This window comes from Lachnotalea glycerini, assembly GCF_003201285.1.
GTDB lineage: Bacteria > Bacillota > Clostridia > Lachnospirales > Lachnospiraceae > Lachnotalea > Lachnotalea glycerini.
Genome location: NZ_QICS01000004.1, coordinates 105,798 through 128,198 on the forward strand (window position 1 = coordinate 105,798; position 22,401 = coordinate 128,198).

The 22,401-nt window shown below is 35.4% G+C and carries 13 protein-coding genes; 10 read left to right on the forward strand and 3 right to left on the reverse strand.

Annotated features, from left to right (window positions below):
• The first annotated feature begins 26 nt into the window (after nucleotides 1–26).
• On the forward strand, nucleotides 27–1,847 hold the full coding sequence (gene ftsH, locus C8E03_RS10210) for an ATP-dependent zinc metalloprotease FtsH (protein WP_094377762.1): 1,821 nt from the start codon (nucleotides 27–29) through the stop codon (nucleotides 1,845–1,847).
• Nucleotides 1,848–1,968: 121 nt separating this feature from the next.
• Here the strand turns inward: ftsH and C8E03_RS10215 are convergent, their stop codons facing one another.
• Both C8E03_RS10215 and C8E03_RS10220 read right to left on the reverse strand, forming a co-directional pair.
• Nucleotides 1,969–2,511 (reverse strand): NADH peroxidase, encoded by a 543-nt coding sequence (locus C8E03_RS10215; protein ID WP_094377763.1) that lies wholly within the window; start codon nucleotides 2,509–2,511, stop codon nucleotides 1,969–1,971.
• Nucleotides 2,512–2,670: 159 nt separating this feature from the next.
• Nucleotides 2,671–3,060: a Fur family transcriptional regulator gene (locus C8E03_RS10220; protein WP_094377764.1), complete on the reverse strand. Its 390-nt coding sequence runs from the start codon at nucleotides 3,058–3,060 to the stop codon at nucleotides 2,671–2,673.
• Between the two features lie 669 nt (nucleotides 3,061–3,729).
• On the opposite strand from C8E03_RS10220, the gene C8E03_RS10225 reads away from it, so the two are divergent.
• From C8E03_RS10225 to C8E03_RS10265, 9 genes are all read left to right on the forward strand, one after another.
• On the forward strand, nucleotides 3,730–5,004 hold the full coding sequence (locus tag C8E03_RS10225; protein ID WP_094377765.1) for a glucose-1-phosphate adenylyltransferase: 1,275 nt from the start codon (nucleotides 3,730–3,732) through the stop codon (nucleotides 5,002–5,004).
• Nucleotides 5,001–6,119, forward strand: a complete 1,119-nt coding sequence (gene glgD, locus C8E03_RS10230; RefSeq protein WP_094377766.1) for a glucose-1-phosphate adenylyltransferase subunit GlgD — start codon at nucleotides 5,001–5,003, stop codon at nucleotides 6,117–6,119. Before C8E03_RS10225 ends, glgD begins: the two co-directional genes overlap by 4 nt.
• Before the next feature lie 34 nt (nucleotides 6,120–6,153).
• On the forward strand, nucleotides 6,154–6,426 hold the full coding sequence (gene spoVG / locus C8E03_RS10235) for a septation regulator SpoVG (RefSeq protein ID WP_094377767.1): 273 nt from the start codon (nucleotides 6,154–6,156) through the stop codon (nucleotides 6,424–6,426).
• Nucleotides 6,427–7,111: 685 nt separating this feature from the next.
• Complete coding sequence (locus C8E03_RS10240; protein ID WP_110290993.1) at nucleotides 7,112–12,532, forward strand: hypothetical protein; 5,421 nt, start codon at nucleotides 7,112–7,114, stop codon at nucleotides 12,530–12,532.
• Nucleotides 12,533–12,675: 143 nt separating this feature from the next.
• Complete coding sequence (locus C8E03_RS10245) at nucleotides 12,676–14,460, forward strand: Ig-like domain-containing protein (protein ID WP_094377769.1); 1,785 nt, start codon at nucleotides 12,676–12,678, stop codon at nucleotides 14,458–14,460.
• Nucleotides 14,461–14,854: 394 nt separating this feature from the next.
• A complete protein-coding gene (locus C8E03_RS10250; RefSeq protein ID WP_094377770.1) occupies nucleotides 14,855–15,592 on the forward strand; it encodes a sugar phosphate nucleotidyltransferase in 738 nt (245 codons plus the stop codon).
• Between the two features lie 35 nt (nucleotides 15,593–15,627).
• A complete protein-coding gene (pth, locus tag C8E03_RS10255; RefSeq protein ID WP_094377771.1) occupies nucleotides 15,628–16,200 on the forward strand; it encodes an aminoacyl-tRNA hydrolase in 573 nt (190 codons plus the stop codon).
• A gap of 70 nt (nucleotides 16,201–16,270) precedes the next feature.
• Nucleotides 16,271–19,795, forward strand: a complete 3,525-nt coding sequence (gene mfd / locus C8E03_RS10260) for a transcription-repair coupling factor (protein WP_110291068.1) — start codon at nucleotides 16,271–16,273, stop codon at nucleotides 19,793–19,795.
• 59 nt (nucleotides 19,796–19,854) lie between these two features.
• Complete coding sequence (locus C8E03_RS10265; protein WP_170122967.1) at nucleotides 19,855–21,024, forward strand: peptidyl-prolyl cis-trans isomerase; 1,170 nt, start codon at nucleotides 19,855–19,857, stop codon at nucleotides 21,022–21,024.
• A gap of 234 nt (nucleotides 21,025–21,258) precedes the next feature.
• Here C8E03_RS10265 and C8E03_RS10270 read toward each other — a convergent pair whose 3' ends face one another.
• Nucleotides 21,259–22,269: a LacI family DNA-binding transcriptional regulator gene (locus tag C8E03_RS10270; RefSeq protein ID WP_094377773.1), complete on the reverse strand. Its 1,011-nt coding sequence runs from the start codon at nucleotides 22,267–22,269 to the stop codon at nucleotides 21,259–21,261.
• Between the last annotated feature and the right edge of the window lie 132 nt (nucleotides 22,270–22,401).

Here is a 22,401-nt window from a genome sequence, read left to right on the forward strand (position 1 = left end):
AAAAGCTGTGATGGGAGGTTAATGAAATGAATCGAAAATTTAAAGGGATTGGTTTTTATCTGTTAATCTTAGTAGTAGCCTTAATGGTTGCTATTTTGGTTAATGACAGTGTAAAACGTGACAATAATTATACAATCGGAAAACTAACGGAGGATCTTACGGCCTCTAAGGTGGTGAGCGCGCAGATTAATCCAAATAGCGAGCAGCCTACAGGACAGGTTGATATAGTATTAGAAAATAATGTGATAAAAACCTTATATGTGACTGATGTTAATAAGGCGGAAGAATTATTGCAGCAATATGGAATTGATCCGGTGGTCAATGATGTTTCAAGACAAAGTTGGATAACAACAACCCTACTTCCTTGTTTGGTCACTTTTGTCATCGTATTTTTATTATTTACGCTTATGAGCAACCAGGCAGCAGGCGGTGGCGGTGGAAGTAAGGTTATGAACTTTGGAAAAAGCCGTGCCAAGATGAGTACAGATGATGGAAAAAAAGTGACGTTTAAAGAGGTAGCAGGACTTGACGAGGAAAAAGAGGAGCTAAAGGAAATTGTTGATTTCCTTAAGAATCCGAAAAGATATATTCAGGTTGGAGCAAGAATTCCAAAAGGTGTATTACTGGTAGGCCCTCCGGGAACCGGAAAAACCTTGATTGCCAAGGCGGTTGCAGGTGAGGCAGGTGTGCCGTTTTTTAGTATATCAGGTTCTGATTTCGTAGAAATGTTTGTCGGTGTTGGTGCTTCCAGAGTAAGAGACTTATTTGAGGAAGCGAAGAAGAATGCACCGTGTATTATCTTTATTGATGAAATTGATGCGGTAGCCAGACGAAGAGGAACAGGAATGGGTGGCGGACATGATGAAAGAGAGCAAACGCTTAATCAGCTTTTGGTTGAGATGGATGGTTTTGGTGTCAACGAAGGAATCATTGTCATGTCTGCAACTAATCGAGTGGATATATTAGACCCTGCTATCTTAAGGCCGGGACGCTTTGACAGAAAAGTCGGAGTCGGTCGTCCGGATATAAAAGGACGTGAAGAAATACTTAAGGTTCATGCCAAGAACAAACCTCTTGGTGATGATGTGGATTTAAGCATGATAGCACAAACAACTGCCGGATTTACAGGTGCAGATTTGGAAAATTTATTAAATGAAGCAGCTATTTTTGCAGCAAGAGAAGAAAGAACCTATATACAGCAAGAGGACATTAATCATTCCTTTGTTAAGGTTGGAATTGGAACAGAGAAGAAGAGCCGTGTTATGACTGAAAAGGAAAAGAAAATTACTGCATATCATGAAGCTGGGCATGCAATCCTATTTCACTTGCTTCCTGACGTTGGACCTGTTTATACAATATCCATCATTCCTACAGGAATGGGTGCAGCAGGTTATACCATGCCACTTCCGGAAAAGGATGAGATGTTTAATACCAAGGGGCGAATGCTTCAGGATATTGTTGTTGACCTAGGTGGAAGAGTTGCAGAAGAACTGATATTTGATGATATAACAACAGGTGCATCACAAGATATCAAGCAGGCAACCAGAATTGCAAAATCAATGGTAACTAAATTTGGTATGTCAGACAAGGTTGGTTTAATTGACTACGGCGGCGGAGATGATGATGAGGTTTTCATCGGCCGTGATCTGGCTCATACAAGGGGCTACGGTGAAAATGTAGCATCCATTATAGATGCAGAAGTAAAGCGCATTATTGATGAGTGTTATGATAAAGCAAGAACTATGATACGAGAAAATGAAAAGGTACTTCATAGCTGTGCACAGGTACTTCTTGAAAAAGAAAAAATTGGAAGAGAAGAATTTGAAGCTTTGTTTGCAACAGAATAATTAGAAAATTTTGTAATAGAAAAAAATGGTTTCACACAGAAATGCGTAGAAACCATTTTTTTATTTGGAAAGAAATAAGCTATACTAAAAAATAACCAATTTTAAATATTTTATGAATCAATTAACCAAAATACCTATTTAATAAGCCTTGGAATGCTTTACCGTGGCGAGCTTCATCTCTTGCCATTTCATGAACTGTATCATGAATTGCATCAAGGTTAGCAGCTTTTGCACGTTTAGCAAGGTCGAACTTACCAGCGGTAGCACCATTCTCTGCAGCAACTCTCAGCTCAAGATTCTTCTTTGTGCTGTCAGTGATTACTTCACCAAGTAATTCTGCAAATCGGGAAGCATGATCTGCTTCTTCATGAGCAGCCTTTTCATAGTATAAACCAATTTCTGGATAACCTTCTCTAAAGGCTACTCTTGACATAGCAAGATACATACCGACCTCTGAACATTCACCTTCAAAATTCATTCTTAAATCTTTTAGAATATCCTCACTTACACCCTGAGCAACACCTACAACATGCTCAGCAGCCCAAGTCATTTCTCCAACCTGTTCGGTAAATTTTTCTGCTGGTGCCTTACAAATTGGACAGCTTTCCGGAGCAGAATCTCCCTCATGAACATAACCACAAACTTGACATACGAATTTTTTCATTTTAAAATCTCCTTTTCTTATATGAATTTTAATATTAGATTAATTTTTATTAGCAATTGACAACTTTTCAATTTTAATTGCTAATCAGTAATAGTTACTAATATTAATTTATCACAATTGATAAAATGTGTCAATAGTAGTTTGTGAAATTTTTAAAATTTAATGCTTGCTAATACATTTCTCGCACTGACCATAGAAATGTGCAATATGTCCTTCTATCTTTCCGTTAAAGTTAACAGAGGCCAATTCATTAATATGCTCCATGTTTTTAAGATCTAAATCTATAACACTATTACACTTGGTGCAAATAAAATGATAATGCGGCATTGTATTGCCATCAAAGCGGTCGCCCCCCTCACTTGTTGAGATTTTTAATATTTCGCCAATATCTGCCAAAAGTGAAAGATTGCGATATACAGTTCCCAGACTTATATTCGGAAATTCCTGACGTATATTTGTATATACAGTATCTGCGGTTGGATGGTCAGTTCTGCTTAACAAAAATTCTTTAATTGCCTCTCGCTGCCTGCTGTATTTTAAGGCTTGCATAATAATCCTCCTTTCAAGATATTTCGCATAAATTGAATCATAATTAAAATGATTCCATGCGAACGTAGTTATAAATTTTATATTATGATAATAATTACTAATATTATTATAAGAGAATATACATAGTATGTCAATTTGTATTTTTCTAAGAATATATACAAAAGGTGGTATACAGTAGCTTTGTATATTAGATACATATTATCAAAACATAATTTAATTATGCATGTTTAATAATTATATAACTACCTACATTGCAAGTATGACATAAATTATTATTAAGTAATTATTTAATTAAGTCATAAATAATTGGCTTGTACATATATTATAATGAATAAGAATATTTATAAAAATAGAGTTTTTTAGTATTTTTAAATTATATAGGAATTATAAAGTTAAAAACTAATTATCTTTAATTATATTGAAAGAATGCGAAAATCAACCTTTAAAAATTAATTTTAAATAGTAAAAACTAAAATAAGTTTATATAATTAAATTTAAAAAGTTCTAATCTATGAAATTATAATTATTTCATAAAATTTATTCATTATTTATAGTATTTATGTTATAATAACTATAAACAATTTGACTTTAAAAAGTTTATTGTGAAATATTCATAAACATCACGTTGGTTTATGATATAAATTTACTAAAACAACAAGAGGTGATTACGTGATCAGAAAAGAAATGATAGCGATGCTGCTTGCCGGTGGGCAAGGAAGCAGATTAGGGGTACTAACTTCGAAAGTAGCGAAACCTGCGGTTAGTTTTGGTGGGAAATACCGAATTATTGATTTTCCGTTAAGTAACTGTATAAACTCTGGAATTGATACAGTTGGTGTACTTACACAATATCAGCCGTTACGACTGAATGCACATATTGGTATTGGTATTCCATGGGATTTGGACAGAAATATTGGAGGTGTTACAGTTCTTCCGCCTTACGAGAAAAGCGGAAACAGTGAGTGGTATACAGGAACAGCTAATGCTATTTATCAGAATTTGGATTATATGGAATCGTATAATCCGGAATATGTTCTTATTTTATCAGGTGATCATATATACAAAATGGACTATGAGGTTATGCTTGATTTTCACAAAGAAAAGAATGCGGATATAACCATTGCAGTTATGCCTGTGCCAATGGAGGAAGCAAGCCGATTTGGAATTATGATTACAGATGACGAAAATAAAATCATCGAATTTGAGGAAAAGCCAGAAAATCCAAGTAGTAATCTTGCATCTATGGGTATCTACATATTTTCTTGGAAAGTACTCAAGGAAGCATTGATCACGTTATCAGAGCAAAATGCTTGTGATTTTGGTAAACATATTATACCATATTGCCATGAACAGGGAGGTAACCTGTTTGCCTATGAATATAATGGTTATTGGAAGGACGTTGGTACATTAGCCTCCTATTGGGAAGCAAATATGGAGCTTATTGATTTGATTCCGGAATTTAATCTTTATGAGGAGTTTTGGAGAATTTATACAAAAAGTGACAGGATTACCCCGCAGTATATTTCGGGCGAATCTAATATAGAAAAGAGTATTATTGGTGAGGGGACAAGTATTTACGGAAAAGTCTACAATTCTGTTATTGGCTCAGGAGTTACCATTGGAAAAGGAGCAGTCATCCGTGATTCTATTATAATGAAAGATGCGGAGATAGGTGATAATAGTATTATAAATAAAGCCATTATTGCTGAGTGCTCAGTAATTGGAAATAATGTTGAACTTGGAATTGGTGAAGAGGTTCCGAATAAATTAAAACCAAATGTCTATGCATTTGGATTAGTTACAATAGGTGAAAATTCAATTATTCCTTCTAATGTTAAGATTGGAAAAAACACAGCGATATCCGGGGTTACAAAAGTGGAAGATTATCCGGATTCCATTCTGGCAGGTGGAGAAACATTGATTAAGGCAGGTGACAGACGATGAGAGCAATCGGTATCATATTAGCAGGCGGCAATAATAATAAAATGAGAGAATTGTCTAATAAACGTGCCATTGCTGCAATGCCTATTGCGGGCTGCTATCGAAGCATTGATTTTGCCTTAAGTAATATGTCTAATTCTCATATTCAAAAGGTAGCCGTTTTGACACAATATAATGCGAAATCCCTGAATGAGCATTTAAGTTCCTCAAAATGGTGGGATTTTGGCAGAAAGCAAGGCGGGCTGTTTGTATTCACACCAACTATTACAATAGATAACAGTTGGTGGTTTAGAGGAACGGCCGATGCAATTTATCAAAATTTAAGTTTTTTAAAAAATAGTCATGAGCCATATGTGGTAATTGCATCTGGAGATTGCATTTATAAATTGGATTACAATAAGGTTTTGGAGTATCATATTTCTAAAAAAGCTGATATTACTGTGGTTTGTAAGGATATGCCTGCCAGTGAAGATGTGGGACGTTTTGGAGTACTACGTATGAATGAAGATGCTAGAATTGAAGAATTTGACGAAAAGCCTATGGTTGCTAGATCAAATACAATATCTACAGGCATCTATGTAATAAGACGCCGCCAGCTCATTGAATTAATTGAGCGATGCGCACAGGAGGACAGGCATGATTTTGTCAAGGATATTTTAATCCGGTATAAGAATCTAAAACGTATTTATGGTTATAAAATAAAGGATTACTGGAGTAATATATCAACTGTCGAGGCCTATTTTAAAACTAATATGGATTTCTTAAAGCCAGAAATTCGAGATTATTTCTTTAAACAATATCCTGATATTTATTCAAAGGTGGATGATTTGCCGCCCGCAAAGTACAACCCTGGTGCAGATGTTAAAAATAGTCTGATATCCAGCGGCTGTATCATTAACGGACAGGTTGAAAATTCTATTGTGTTTAAAAAGGTTTTTGTAGGAAACAATTGTGTTATAAAGAATTCTATCATATTGAATGATGTTTATCTTGGCGATAATATTCATATAGAGAATTGTATTGTTGAGAGTCGTGATACAATTCGAGCTAACTCATACCACTGTGGTGAAGATGGAATAAAAATTGTGGTTGAGAAAAACGAGAGGTATGTTTTATAGCTAAAATCAATGGCAGATGAAAGGGGTACGAGACATGAAAATTACAGATGTGCGTGTGCGCAAGGTAGCGAAAGAAGGAAAAATGAAAGCAGTAGTTTCAATTACAATTGATGATGAATTTGTAGTTCATGACATTAAGGTAATTGAAGGAGAAAAAGGTTTGTTTATTGCTATGCCAAGTAGAAAAGCATCAGATGGAGAATATCGAGATATTGCTCATCCAATTAACTCTGACACAAGAGAGAAGATTCAGCAGATTATTTTAGATAAGTATTCGGCGGCGCTTCTTGAAGAATCAGAAGAATAGCCGGATATTTCGGTTAAATAATAGAGCTGTGACGCTGTATCAGTGTGCGGCTCTATTCTTTTTACAAGAAATACATAACGATCACAAAATGATAAAGTGTATGAATCCTAAGAAAATTCAATTGTTCGAAATGAGCAAAAATACAATAAGAAGAAGTTATTCTAAGAATCAAATTATATAATTTGCATTATCCGCTTGCATTATGTGAAATCTTATTGTAATATAGAGCTACTAAATAATTTATTCTTTTTATAGTAAGTTTCTAAGTTAAATTTTAATAAATAATTTTAATATCTTTACGCTTATGATTTTATCTGATTAAATCTATCTCTATAATTCAGAGAGTTTTCCATTTTTAAATTTATATTTATTTCTTTACAATATTTAACATGTCTATTCGTTGTACTATTTTTATATGAGCTTTTGTATTAATATTATATCTAGATTTATATCATTGGAAATATGTTTCATATTTTTCTTATTATCCTGTCATCTTAAATGTATTTATTCCCCCAATTATGGAGCAAAATTGTCAATATTTAACTTAGAGCGAAAGAATAAGAAAGGAGGAACTCTAAAAAATGGCTTTATAGAATAATAGATAGATATATTTTACTACTTAAAACACAAGCCTGCAAGATCTGAAAAAGTAGGCTTATCATTATTATTTCAAGAGGGTATATCAATGAGGAAATTAAAAAAATACATAGCTGTCTCGCTGGCAGGTATCATATTAATGCCTATCATGTTTAGTAAAAATGTGATGGCAGAAAGTGTACAAATAGAAAATATACAGTCTGAAGGCATGTTTAGAATGACAAACGGTTTAGCTGAGACGAAAGAAACGGATGAGAAAATAGAAATTGAAACAAAAATAAATATACAAGCAGATAGTGATAAGACAACTGACGGCACACAAATAGTTGAAAAAATACAAGAGCAAGAAAACGAAGAAAGCACAGAAAAGGGTGTGTCAGAGAGTGAAGAGGGTTTAGAAAACGAAAGAGAGTCGGAGCGCGCCGAGAGCATTGATGACAAAGCTGCGCAAGAGAGCGAAGAAAGCAAGGATACAAGAAAGAGTAATGAACAAACAGACAGTACAATAGAAAACCAAGCAACCACAATAACGGAGAAAGAGGCTGCGATTAAGAAAACATTAGCAGAGGAACAGGAAAAGCAAAAGCAAAATGAAACAATTATAGTTGGTTTTGAGGAATATGATTTGTATAGACAAGAGCCTTTTGGAGAGATTGCGATTTCGGATCGAAATGCTCTTTCTTTACCGACAAAAATTTCAATATTGAACGTGAATAATGAAATAGTGGAGATAGACGCTGTTTGGATATGTGAAAATGATATTTTAACAACGGATTATATTTCTTATTGCTATCAATTAACTCTTCCTCAAGATTATATTTTAATGGATGAATTAAAAGAAAAGTATGAAAATGGTGAACTTACATTACCATTCATTACGGTTACGATTCAACCGGATCAACAGTCTGATCAAATATCCTCCTTATTATCAAAACAACAATTGGTACTTGAGGCGCAGACGGCATATGGCCAGTCATTGGTCTTAGAAATTTTAGACAGGTTAAATGCAGCACCTTCTAAATACAAGGATATAGATACTTCTCATTATACATGTGACAATGGTCAGGGAGTGTCAGATAATGGATGGTACCGATATGGAGTATGTGTGAAAGCAACTGTAAGCAATTATAATGAATCAACAGGGGTTCTACGAACTTGGTATACAGGCTCTGACGAATATAATGGATGTGATAAAAATTGTCCTGACCACTTTATTAAAAGTTTGAAAAGCTGGGTGTTTCCTTTCACTCCCAATAAAGAAAATATGAGTTATGGGTTGGAAGTGGACGGTATTTATAAAAATGTAACGGTAAAGCTATCCACAAACGGACGTCTAACATGGCCAAAATCTAAAAAAATTAGTATTCCGATAGATCGACAAAAACCGACGTATACTACTTCTGTTACGAATCATTATGATACTCAAAACGGTCCATGGACGAACGTAAAAAGCCTTACCTTTACCGTGAATGCTTATGATCAACAATCAGGAATTTCTCGTGTGGTATGGCAAAAAACAAATGACGGCACGAATTGGGAGACATTAAAGGCAGACTCTGTGGCAAGCGGTGATACACAAAATTCTTATACGAGCCAGTTTACGACGACTGAAGAGGGATATGGATGTTATCGTGCTGTTATTTATGATAAGTGCGCTTTTAATGCAACGGCCTACTTTACTAAGCGGATGGACTATACTGCGCCAATTTCTACGGCAACGATTAATGGTATTCTTATCAATGGCTGGTATAGGGATGATACAAGTTTAACAATCAGTAGTATGGATAATTTAACAGGGATAGGGGAATTGTACCGTAATAATGTAAACATTGAAAATGGAGAAGTGATAAATGTAGCAGAAGGAAGAAATAATATCTATTATTATTATAGTGTAGATGGTACTGGGAATATAGAAAGCACAAAGGCAATTTCACTCAGCGTAGATGCGTCGGCTCCGATAAATGTGTCGGTCACGGCTCCAACGGAATGGACAAAAAATAATGTGCAGCTAACCGTAAAAGGGCAGGATACATACTCAGGACTTGAATCGTTAAAAGTTCAGTATTCATTAAATAACAGTCTATGGACAGACTATAGAATGGTAAAATATATGGGCAGCACAGCATTAGAGACAGTGACATCAATCTACGCAACTAATAACGGATATTATCGGGTAATGGCAACTGATCGGGTAGGACATACGACAATAAGTTCTGTTTTTAAGGTAACTAATATTGATGTTTACGATCCAAAACTTTCCCATGCTGTTACAGGAAATTTTTTGAATGGATGGTACAAGGAATCAGCAAATTTGAATCTAACTGCATCGGACACAGGAGGTTCAGGCGTAAAATCTATCACAGTGAATAATAATGCAACTGTAGGAGACAAAAGAAGCATTAAAGTCACAAATGAGGGATCTAACCAATTTATTTGTTATGCCACAGACAATGCAGGTGGTATGACAAGGCCAGTTAAGGATATAACAATAAAGGTAGATGATTCTTCGCCAATTAACTTATCATTGACACCGAATACAATTGATTGGACAAAAGTTCCGATACAAATGATGGTAAAAGCAGATGATGTACAAAGTGGTGTCAATACCATAGAGTTACAGTATACAAAAGATAAAACAGACATAAATTCTTGGATGACTTATAAAACAGAATCTTTCAATGGCGTAAATCAGGCTAGCAGAGAGATTTCAGTAACAGATAATGGATATTACCGAATTGTAGTAAACGATCAGGTTGGGTTTCAAGCAGTGAGTAAAGTACTAAAGGTGAATAATTATGATGCGTTTAAGCCGGACGGAAGTACGATAGGTATAGAACCGGATACGATTCAATGGGTAGATGAAGCAACAGGTGTGGAAGTCACCAGCTATGGGTCAGATAATGAGTCAGGATTAAGCGAAATAAATGTTTGGGCTAAAGATGAAAAAGGGTATTTTGAACCAATTAAAAAAGGTAAATTTAGTGGGGAAATTACAATAGAAGAAACTACATATGATGTTCATAAGAATAATTGTTTTAAAACAGAAGTAATTGATAAAGCAGGGAATTACATACGTATGCTAGATGAAGAAGCCTTAGAAGTTGATAATATCGACCCTGAAGCACCAAATTTAATAATTGAATCCATTTCCTCTCAGGATAATTATATCAGCACCGGTGAGGGTTATGTAATCCGAACCGTGATTGAAGACAGTCAAAGCGGATTTTCTGAGGCGGAATTACAAAAATTAAATAAACATGAAGAATGGGAAGATTACCAAACGCAATACAAAATTCTGAAAAATGGGGAAGAACCGGACACCTGTAAGGAAGAAGCAGAAACATCCGATGAAGAAAATATAAAAGAAGAAACACTGACAAAAGTAGCAAGAAAGCGGGTGCTAGTAGCTGCGGAAAATCAAACTAGTGCTGATTTAAATAATCAGATGCCATCAGAGGAAGAAGTAAGAGAACAAGGAGAAAGTAAAGTAATTATTGAATACACTGTCAGGGAGAATGGTATTTATCGTGTGAGGGGAGCCGATTTGGTTAACAATAAAGCTTATTCAAATGATACGGTTGTAGTAAATAATCTGGATGGCAGTATGCCGGTCATTACAGTGGAAGGCAATCCAACAATCTGGCAAAATACCGATGCTGCGATTCAAGTGACTGCTGTCGATGCAGAGACAAAAATAGTAAAAATGACATTGGATAAAATAGAAAAGGATTTTAAGGAAAATGAAGACGGTGAGTTTTATTTTACTTTTGAGGCGACAAAAAATCAAGAATTTACGGTTACTGCAGTGGATGAAGCTGGAAATTCCACTACAGAAATCATTAAGGTAATTAAAATAGATAAAGATGCACCTGTACTGAATACGGATATCTCAAAGTCATGGTGGAGTATGATTTTTAAGGATTACCGTAATTTAAGGGTGAATGGATTCGATGAGTTAAGTAAAATAGCAAAGGTATCTGTAACTTATCAGGGAAAAGAAAGTATACTTTCTAACTTTGAATACGAAAAGGCTAAATTTAATTATAAAGGAAACTATAAAATTTTTGAAAACGGTGATTATATCGTAACCATTACGGATCAGGCTGGAAATATAACAACTCAGTCCATATCCGAAGCAAATTTGGATTTTAGTGCACCTTGGTTAAAGGTAGAAGGAAATCCTATAATCTGGCAGAATACCGATGCAGCGATTACAGTTACAGCTATTGATGAAGATTCCAAAATCGAAAAAATGACGCTTAATAAAAAAGAACAGACCTTTACAATAGATGAAAATGGCGAGTATCATTTTACTTTCACTGCTACAAAAAACCAAAAATTTATCGTTGCAGCTTATGACAAATCGGGAAATGTTACAGCTCAAGTAGTTCAGGTTACGAAAATTGACAAAGAAATACCAACCATAAATACCGTACTTGATACAAAATGGAAGCAAGATGGTTATCGAATTATGAGTTACAACGGAACGGATGAATTAAGCGGCATTGCCGAGATTATGTTGGAACATGAAGGGGTAATAGAAATTTTAACTCGCTTTTCCTATGAGAAAGAGCAAAAACATACATCAAATGAATACCGAATTACCCAAGATGGGAATTACATTGTAACAATTAAGGATCATGCAGGAAATAGTAATAAAAGAACTGTATCAGAAGCAGAGGCAAAAATACTAAAAGCAATTGAGGTTGTCGTACCACCAGATAAGACCGCTTATCATAAAGCTGAAAACTTTAAAAAGAAAGGCATGATCGTAGATGCCATTTATAATGACCATTCCAGATCATTAGATATTAAGGAATATGTGATTTTAAATGAAAAAAACTTATCATTGGATCAGACAAAGATTGATTTATCTTATATGGAGAATGGAGTGATTGCTTATACTGATACACCAATTCAGGTAGGGATTCAACCTACGCAACCAGACACACCGGAGCCTGAAGAACCACTGCAACCAGACACACCGGAGCCTGAAGAACCACTGCAACCAGACACACCGCATACCTCTAATAACCCAATTCAAAAGTCGGAAAATGTTGCAATGGAAGAGATGTTCATGATGGAACAATCCGAAAACAAAATGAATCAATTATCTAAGGAAATGGAAGAAAAGATAGTAGAAAACGTTTTACAAAATAGCAAGGAAAGAACAAGATTTCCTTTTAAAAATGTATTGGCAGTAGCAGGGATTTTTATCATTTTACTATTAATCCGGTTTTCTAATGTTAAAGTATACAGTCAGGCGATAGACGGAAGTTGGAATTTATTAGGTAAGACAAAAGCTAGGAAAGTAAAAGGATACTATTTAGTAAAGTTGTCCAAACTGCTTAGAATCAAAGCCGAATCCGACCGCTACAAGTTAGTATTTTCTAAAGGTTTTAAAAGACGACATAAAGAATGTGAGCTTGTAATAAGGATAGAACGAGCAGATTATGAAAGATATCTTCCAAAGGACAGCGATACTGTGTGTGTAGAGCATTGGTATTAAGGATTGTAAAGAAAGAAATAGTTTGATACAATTAAAGACAATAATGTTAGTAAATGAATAAAATAATAAAGATAGAATAGACAAGTTTGCGGGGGGCGCAATATTTATTTTAGAAGTACAGATGATTGAAGGGGAGTATATAATTGAGGGAAAAAATTAAGAAAATAGGAACGGCAGTTTTTGTAATAGGTATTATCTTTATTTTGAAGCCTTGTATTCAAGTAATAGCAGAAACAAGTACAGATGAATTTACCTATACGGTAAATGACACAACGAAAGAAGCTACGATAACAGGATATACCGGAACGCAAGAGGATCTTACGATACCAAATATAATTGATGGGTATAAGGTGATTTCTATAGGTAGTAAAGCGTTCAGAAGCAATAACACAATTAGGTCTATAATTATACCAGGGGAAATAGAAACAATAGACAGGTTAGCATTTGAATGGTGTGACAGTTTAGAAAAAGTCATAATAAAAAGTGGTTGTAAAACAATAAAAAGTAGAGCTTTTTCATGTAAAAACTTATCTTATATGGAAATACCAAAAAGTGTTACCGAATTGGAGTATTTAGGAGATAGTATAAATGAGGTTTTTAGCAATACGGATAGTAATAAATTAAAAGTTTACACAGCTCCAGAAAGTGTAGCTCAAACGTATATGGAAACTTATAAATCAGGTTATCAATATTACTATTTAGACGAATATTCCCCAACCAGCTTAGAGTTTTCCAATCCGACCATTACATTGAATGTTGGAGATACCTATACATTTAGTGACAGTGATTTTGCGGTATTGCCATCTACCGCTTTTGTTACTATGCCGTCTAGCTATACTACAAGTGACCAGTATGTAGCTTATGTTTCGGATGGGGTTTTGACCGCAAGAAGCGAAGGATCAACTTTGATAAAGGCTGCTATCGGCGATGAACACTTAGAAAATAGCGTTACCACCACCACATTGTTAACGGTTAAGGTAGTGGAAAATCGCAAGAAAGTAGAATGTGTAAGTTTAAATGTAGATGATATAATTGAAATGTATGTGGGGGATACGTTGCAGCTTCAAGCGTCTGTTACCCCAAACGATGCTACTTACACCTCCTCATGGGGAACTACTAATAATAATGTAGTTAGTGTGAGTGATAATGGATTAATTACTGCTTTATCCGTTGGAACAGAACAAGTAGGCTATGATACTCGTTCAGTTTTTGGAAATGTATATGAGAACAATGGAAAATATGTATATATCATGGTACTTGAAAAGCCAACATCAAAAACTCCTTTGACTCCAAGTCCACCTGAAAGTCCAACAGATGCAGGTGATACAGATTCAAGTCCACCTGAAAATACCGATAATAGTGAGGACATCGAAAATATCGAATCTACAGACAATACGGACAAAATAGAGAAAATAAAAGAAGGAAAAATCACCTTAAATGCTAATAAATTTAACTTGCAAAAAGGAAAATCAATCAAAACTCTGACACTTGCTTCAAACGAGCTAGAAGGAGATAAAATTGTAAATGTAACCAGTAGCAATAAAAAGATTGTAAAAGCATCTTTAAATGGGCAGACAATTGTATTAAAGGGTATAAAAGCTTATAAAAAATATGTTACTGTTTCTGTAACCATGTTAAGTGGAGCAACAGCTACTTGTCGAGTTAAAGTTATAAACTCGGCAGTTAAGACGAAAAAGCTTATTTTAAGTGATAAGAAGCTGACACTGATGAAAGGGGAAAGATATAAGCTTACGGTTACGAAAAATCCAATCAGTGCAACCGATAAAATCACCTATCAGACTAATAATAAAAAGGTTGCAACTGTAGATAAGAACGGAAAAATCAAGGCAAAGAAAAAAGGTAAGGCAACGATAACCGTAATAAGTGCGAGCGGAAAAAAGGCGAAGTGTACGGTATCTGTAAAATAAAAAGACAAATATTGAAGCTGTATGACAAATTAAAAGTATTTGTTTTACAGCTTTCATGTAAAGGAATGCAATTCTATGCAATCTTTTAGTTTAATTAAATCATCTGTTTTGGAATTTTTTTCACTAAAAAGTGATGGTCAGTTAAACATTTATTAGTTCTTCCTAATCTTCTATAAATAATAGAAATTAAGCGTATTAATGTTTACCCTAATATTAATTGTGCAAAATAAAATTGTTCTCTATTTTATTTGGAGCTTTTATTTACAAGGTTGGAACAAGCATTTTTACGTGACAAATGATGGCTATTACTGTAAAATAGATTAGGCAGGTAATGTAGGCTTCAAAAGAGAGGTTGTACTTTAAAATAGATAAAGATAAGGCGGAGGTTAAAATTATGAGTAAATTGAAAGCCGTTATATTAGCAGCAGGAAAAGGAACCAGAATGAAATCAGATTTACCAAAGGTAGTACATACTGTTAATGGAAAACCAATGGTCGAATATGCAATAGAGGCTGCGAAAGGTGCGAATGCAGATGAAGTTTGTTTAGTGGTAGGTTACAAAAGTGAAGTGGTAAAAGCTTGTGTAACCTCAAAAGTAACATATGCAATGCAGACGGAACAGCTTGGAACTGGACATGCAGTAAAATGTGCGACGAAATTTATTGGAAGCGAAGGAGAGACACTCATTTTATTTGGAGATACCCCTCTGATTACCGGAGCTACCTTAAGTAAATTAGTGGAATATCACAGACAGAATGAAAATAAGGTAACGGTTTTATCTGCCATAGTAGCTAATCCCGCAGGCTATGGAAGAATTATTCGAAACGAAGCAGGAGAGTTTAAAAAAAGTGTAGAACATAAGGATGCAAGTGAAACAGAACTTTTGTCATTGGAAGTGAATTCTGGGATGTATGTATTTGATTCTAAGGAATTAAATGAGGCACTCAATGAGCTGAAAACAAATAATTCGCAGGGTGAATATTATCTTCCGGATACACTTACAATAATCAAGGCAAAGGGTCTTAAGGCAGATGCCTATGTTTTAGAGGATGCAATGGAAATGACAGGAGTCAATGACCAGGATCAGTTAAAGGCAGTGGAGAAAATCGTACAAGAAAGAAAGAGAAAATAAAAATTATTTAATTATGTTAGAGATGAGGAATAAAGATGTATATTATAGCGGGGCTTGGTAACCCAACAAAAGAATACAATGGAACCAGACACAATGTAGGCTTTGATGCCATAGATGCTATTGCCAGAAAATATAAAATAGATGTGGATTCCAAGAAGCATAAAGGAATTTATGGAACAGGTTATGTTGAAGGCTACAAGGTTATTTTGGTAAAACCGCAAACTTATATGAATTTAAGTGGTGAAAGCGTAAGAGAGTTCATAGATTATTATAAAGTAGATCCAGAAGAAGAATTGATTATCATTTATGATGATATTGATTTGGATGTTGGACAGCTTCGTATTCGCAAAAAGGGAAGTGCCGGTGGACATAACGGTATTAAAAGCATTATTTCTTGTTTGGGAACTCAAAACTTCAACCGAATTAAAATTGGGGTTGGAGAGAAACCAAAGCACATGGATTTAGCCGATTATGTATTGGGACATTTTTCAAAGGAAGATAAATCTACAGTGAATGAGTCAATTGATCATGTCATAACTGCTGTAGAATTGATGATTACAAAGGATGCAGATGCAGCAATGAATATTTATAATCAAAAAGTAAGGTAGTGAGAGCATGGGAGAGGTTCTTTCACAGCTACCATTATGTGCAGTTAAGCTAGCACGAATGGAGGTAACAATGAACGCACTAATCAGTCCTTTAAGCCAAATGAATGAATTTAATGAGATAAAGACCGCTTTGAATAAAGGAAGTGGTCTTATTCAAGTGTCGGGATGTATTGATTCTCAAAAGTCTCATTTTATTTTTGCGCTTTCACAAGGATATAAGAACAAAATTATTGTAGCGGGGAATGAGCTAAAAGCAAAGGAAATTTATGAAGATTACAAATCCTTTGATAAAAACGTAATGCTATATCCTGCAAAAGATTTAATATTTTATAACGCTGATATTCATGGAAATCTTATTGCAAAGCAAAGAATTCATGTAATCAAAGCAATTTTAGAAAATCAGGGCGTAACGGTAATTCTTACGTTGGATGGTTTAATGGATTATCTTGTTCCGCTCGAAGCAGTAAAGGCTTCCATTATAAAAATAGACAGTGGAGCAACCATCCATATCGACATGCTTAAGGAGCAGCTAATTGGGCTTGGCTACGAGAAAGTCTCTCAAGTTGAATCATCCGGTCAGTTTGCGATTCGAGGCGGTATTATAGATATCTTTTCTTTGACGGAGGAAAATCCTTATCGTGTAGAATTGTGGGATGACGAGGTAGATTCTATTCGAAGCTTTGATGCAAAGAGCCAGAGATCGATTGAACAATTAGAAAGTATTTTAATATATCCTGCAGCAGAAATTGTGCTGAACTCAAAATGTATACAGGATGGATTGAAGAAAATTGAGACAGAGGCAAAGCCCTATATCGAGAAGCTTAGAAAGGAAATGAAGACAGAAGAAGCTTTTCAAATTAAAAGCTCTGTAGACGAGCTAAGAGAGCAGATTTTGGAGCTTGGAGGGCTTGGTACAAAGGGAATCGACAGTTATATCAAATATTTTTATGTAAATGCTGCTACTTTTTTAGACTACTTTGACGAGAATACAGTTATTTTTCTGGATGAGCCGAATCGAATATTAGAAAAAGGAAAAGCAATTGAAAATGAATTTAGAGAAAGCATGATTCATCGAATCGAAAAGGGCTATATATTACCGGGTCAGATGGACATACTGCTTGATCACAAGCAGATTGTTGCCAAAATCAGCAAGCTAAGAGGATTGGCACTTTGCACGCTTGAGGGTAAGCAACAGGAGTTTAAAATAAATAATCGATTTGGTATTACAGCAAAGGCTGTCAATCCCTATAACAGCAGTTTTGAACTGTTAGTAAAGGATTTACAGGGATTTAAAAGAGCAGGCTATAAGGTGATATTATTTTCTGCATCGAAAACAAGGGCAATGAGACTAGCACAGGATTTAAGAGATTATGAATTAAGTGCGTTTTATTCAGAGGATTTGGATAAAGAGGTCCAAAACGGTGAAATCATGACCACTTTTGGAAATGTTCATAAGGGCTATGAGTATCCGTTAATTAAGCTGGTTATTATTTCAGAAACCGATATTTTTGGTGCAGAGAAGAAGAAAAAGAAGAAGCGAAAAGTATATGAAGGTCAAAAAATTCAAAGTTTTAGTGAACTTAAGGTAGGTGACTATGTCGTACATGAAAACCATGGACTTGGCATCTATAAAGGAATTGAAAAGATTGAGGTGGACAGGGTAGCCAAGGATTATATTAAGATTGAATATGCTTCAAGTGGCAATCTTTATATACTGGCGACTCAGCTTGAGCTGATTCAAAAATATGCAGGAAGTGATGCTAAGAAGCCAAAGCTTAATAAGCTTGGTTCTCAAGAGTGGAATAAGACAAAAACCCGAGTTCGGGGTGCAGTGAAGGAAATTGCTAAGGATTTAGTACAGCTTTATGCACTCAGACAGGAGAAAGATGGCTATGTCTATAGCGGCGATACGGTTTGGCAGAAAGAATTTGAGGAAATGTTTCCTTATGAGGAGACAGAGGATCAGTTGATTGCCATTGAGGCAGTAAAAAGGGACATGGAGAGCAGAAAAATCATGGATCGTCTTGTTTGTGGGGACGTTGGTTATGGAAAAACAGAGATTGCTATCCGAGCAGCCTTTAAGGCAGTACAGGATGGAAAGCAGGTTATTTATCTAGTTCCGACTACAATTTTGGCACAACAGCATTATAACACTTTCGTGCAGAGGATGAAAGACTTTCCGATTCGCGTGGATTTGATGTCCAGATTCAAAACACAGACTGAAATGAAGAAAACGGTGGAGGATTTAAAAAAGGGCTTTGTTGATATTGTTGTGGGAACACATAGAGTATTGTCAAAGGATGTTATATTTAAGGATTTGGGATTGCTCATTATTGATGAGGAGCAGCGTTTTGGCGTATCGCATAAGGAAAAAATAAAACAGCTTAAGAAAAACGTAGATGTGCTTACATTGACTGCGACTCCGATTCCTCGTACGCTTCATATGAGCTTGATTGGTATTAGAGATATGAGTGTTTTGGAAGAACCGCCTATGGATCGTATGCCGATACAAACTTTTGTAATGGAATACAATGACGAAATGGTTAGGGAAGCTATACACCGTGAGCTGGCAAGAGAGGGACAGGTGTATTATGTTTATAACCGGGTCAATAATATTGACGAGATAACCAATTCGATAGCTGCTCTTGTGCCGGATGCCAATGTGGCTTTTGCCCACGGACAGATGAATGAGCATGAGCTTGAGAAAATCATGTACAATTTTATTAATGGGGAAATTGATGTACTAGTTTCTACTACAATTATAGAAACAGGACTGGATATTTCGAATGTTAATACGATAATTATTCATGATGCAGATAATCTGGGGTTATCACAACTTTATCAGTTAAGGGGGCGTGTTGGCCGATCCAACCGAACTTCCTATGCTTTCTTAATGTATAAGAGAAATAAAATGTTAAAGGAAATTGCGGAAAAAAGACTTCATGCAATTCGTGAGTTTACAGAACTTGGATCAGGATTTAAAATAGCAATGAGAGATTTGGAAATCAGAGGAGCAGGGAATCTTTTAGGGGCACAGCAAAGTGGACACATGGAGGCAGTAGGGTATGACCTATACTGTAAGATGCTCAATGAAGCTGTGAAATCCTATAAAAATTCAGAGGTATTGGAGGATATATTCGATACTACGATTGATATCGATATTGATGCATTTATTCCCGAAAAATATATTACTAGTGAATTTCAAAAGCTGGATATTTACAAACGTATGGCCAGTCTTGAAAATGAAGAGGAATGCGATGATATGCTAGAGGAATTAATTGACCGATTTGGAGAACCGCCCAAATCAGTTACCAATCTGTTGGCAGTAGCCCACTTAAAAGCAATTGCAGCAAGCGTATTCGTAACAGAAATTTCACAAAAAGGTGATACAATTAAATTTAAAATGTATGAAAAAGCAAAGGTAAATCCGGCCAACATTCCAGAATTGATTAGTAAGTATCGGAATACTTTGACCTTTACAGTTGATGTGAATCCGTTTTTTACTTATATACCAATTAAGAATAAAGAAAAGCCAGATACCATTGTAGTGGTTAAAAATATTTTGCGCGATATAAAATCGTTGATAGATGAGTAAAAAAAGGCTATAATCATAGAAGAATACTATGGCAGGGGATGCCGATGAAAGGAGATATTATGAAGAGGAACATAGGTAGAAGATTAGTGGGGGCAGCAGCAGGGGTGCTTGCTTGTGCTACAATGATAACAGGCTGTGCAGGCTCTGTTGATTTAAATAAGGCAGTAGCAGTAGTAAATCAGGAAGAGATTCCTTTTGGAGTAGCAAAATTCTATGCTAAAATGCAGCAGGCAACTTACGAGACTTATTATGGAGCAATGTTTGGAGATAATATGTGGGATCAGCAGATAAGCGACGGTGTTACATTTGAGGACTCTACTTTGGAAAGCATTTTAGAGGAGTTAAAGGAAATATATATTGTGGATCAGTATGCAGATGAATATAATGTAGCACTGACAGAGGAGGAAAAGACTAATATTGATACAACAGCAAAAGCTTTTGTGGAGGATAATAATGCAGAAGCATTAGAGGAAATGGGAGCCAATGAAGAAATATTAAAAGAATATTTGACGAAATATACGCTGAAAAGTAAAATTGAGAATGAAATCAAAGCGGGAGCGGACACAGAGGTTTCCGATGAGGATGCAGCTCAGAAAACGTTTTCCTATGTGTTGGTTTCCACATCTGGTACAACTGATGAGTCTGGAAATACAGTTGAGTTAACAGAAGAAGAAATTGCAGCGAAAAAGGCGGAGGCTCAGGCAATTGTTGATGCGTCTTTGACAAGCGGTGACTTTGATACAGCAGTTACAGATGCAGGAAAAACTGCAAGTACAGCTTCCTATGGTAAGGATGACGATGCAGGAATGGATGCAGCAGTCATTACAGCAGCAGATGCTCTTTCGGAAGGTGAGACATCACAGGTAATTGAAACTGATTCAGGCTATTATGTAATTCATCTAACCAGTGCATATGATGAGGAGCAGACACAAAGCAGAAGAGAAGAAATTATATCCGAAAGACAGGATACTCTTTATAGTGATACTTATACGCAGTGGAAGGATGCTTCTGAAATTACAGTCAATAACAAGATATGGAAGAAGATTAACTTTGATGAAAAGATTACAGTAACAAGTAATGTAAGTACAGATGATGTAACAGTGGGTGAGTCTACTACGGATGCAGCAGTGAGCGATGATGCTTCAACAAGTGATGAAGAGCAGGATAATACTACGGCTGACGATACAACTACAGGTGATGCAACACAAGAAACAGCGCCAGAAAATTAAACAGTAAATTGAAAAGGGATTATGGTTCTAGTTAGAATCATAATCTCTTTTCTTGTGTAATAGGAAATTGAGTCCTATTACATAAAAATGCTCCACTGGATGCGCTCGAATGCAAGTGGAAAATGTCACTACGTGACAGCATTCGGCGCTGCAAAGCGGTCAAGTCCCTCATGAGTGAGGGATTAGGGAGCTGATGCTGACTGATCCGCTTTCTTGTATCATAGAAATTCTACGTTATTGTAAAGTACTTGCTCTTTCGATATAATTAAAATCAACAATATGGGATTCTATTTCATACTGATCTCCATTTAATCGTTCTGTTACGATGCGCATACATTCTTGACCCATTTCACAAATAGGAACCTCTATGATGGAAAGCGGAATATGAAGGCTTTCATAGTTATCACTGTCATGAGCTCCAATACTGATGATTTCCTGAGCGTCAGGAACAGAAATCAAATCTGAGTTTCTGATATAGTTTAAATAACTGATTGCAAAACGGTCGTGAAGGCAAAAAACACAATCTGCATTTTTAAAAACCTGCTGTGCCTCCTTTATAACGGAATAAGCAGAACGCAGCGTATTTTCAGGCGCATTGATTACGGTGGTAATTCCGCCGCTGTTATTAAAAGTATTCATAAAGCCCAGCATACGTTTTTCACTGTAAATATATTGACTTTTCTTAACGGTAAAGACGATAGCATTTTTCCTATTGTGCGATATAAAAATTTCAGCCGCCTTAGTACCCAGTGCTTCGTTATTTACGTAAACATTACTGTATTTTTCTGAAACTCTATTGTATAACACAATAGGAGTAATAAAGTTGGTTCTTTCAAGATAATCCAAATCCTTTGAGGATGCTGTACAAATCACATTTGCCGAATACATGGCAAGCTGGTCCGGCTGAGCGGTTTTTTCTAATAAATCAGGAGTAAACAAACGCAAAACAATTTCTATATCCGTAGCAGATTTTTCTATATATTGCTGCATCCCTTTAATAAACTCGAATAATAACGGCGCACGAAAATCATTTGCCCAAAAGACAGAAACATACTTTTTAGTATTATTATTTCTAAGCCTTCTGGCGGATATATTGGGAGTATACCCAAGCTCTTTCGCTGCTTCCAGAATTTTTTTAGTAGTTTTTTCAGAAATATTCCGAGCTGCTGATTTACCACTTAAAACAATCGAAACGGTACTGGCAGATAAATTGGTATAATCGGCAATTTCTCGTATTGTAGCCAAATATAACGCCCTTCTTTCTATTTATTATAAAAGTCCAATAATTAAATAGCATAAAGCATGTATGAGATATAAAAAATTGGTAAAATTTATAATAAGACATATTTAGCATAAGTGTAACACAGAAAAAAATGT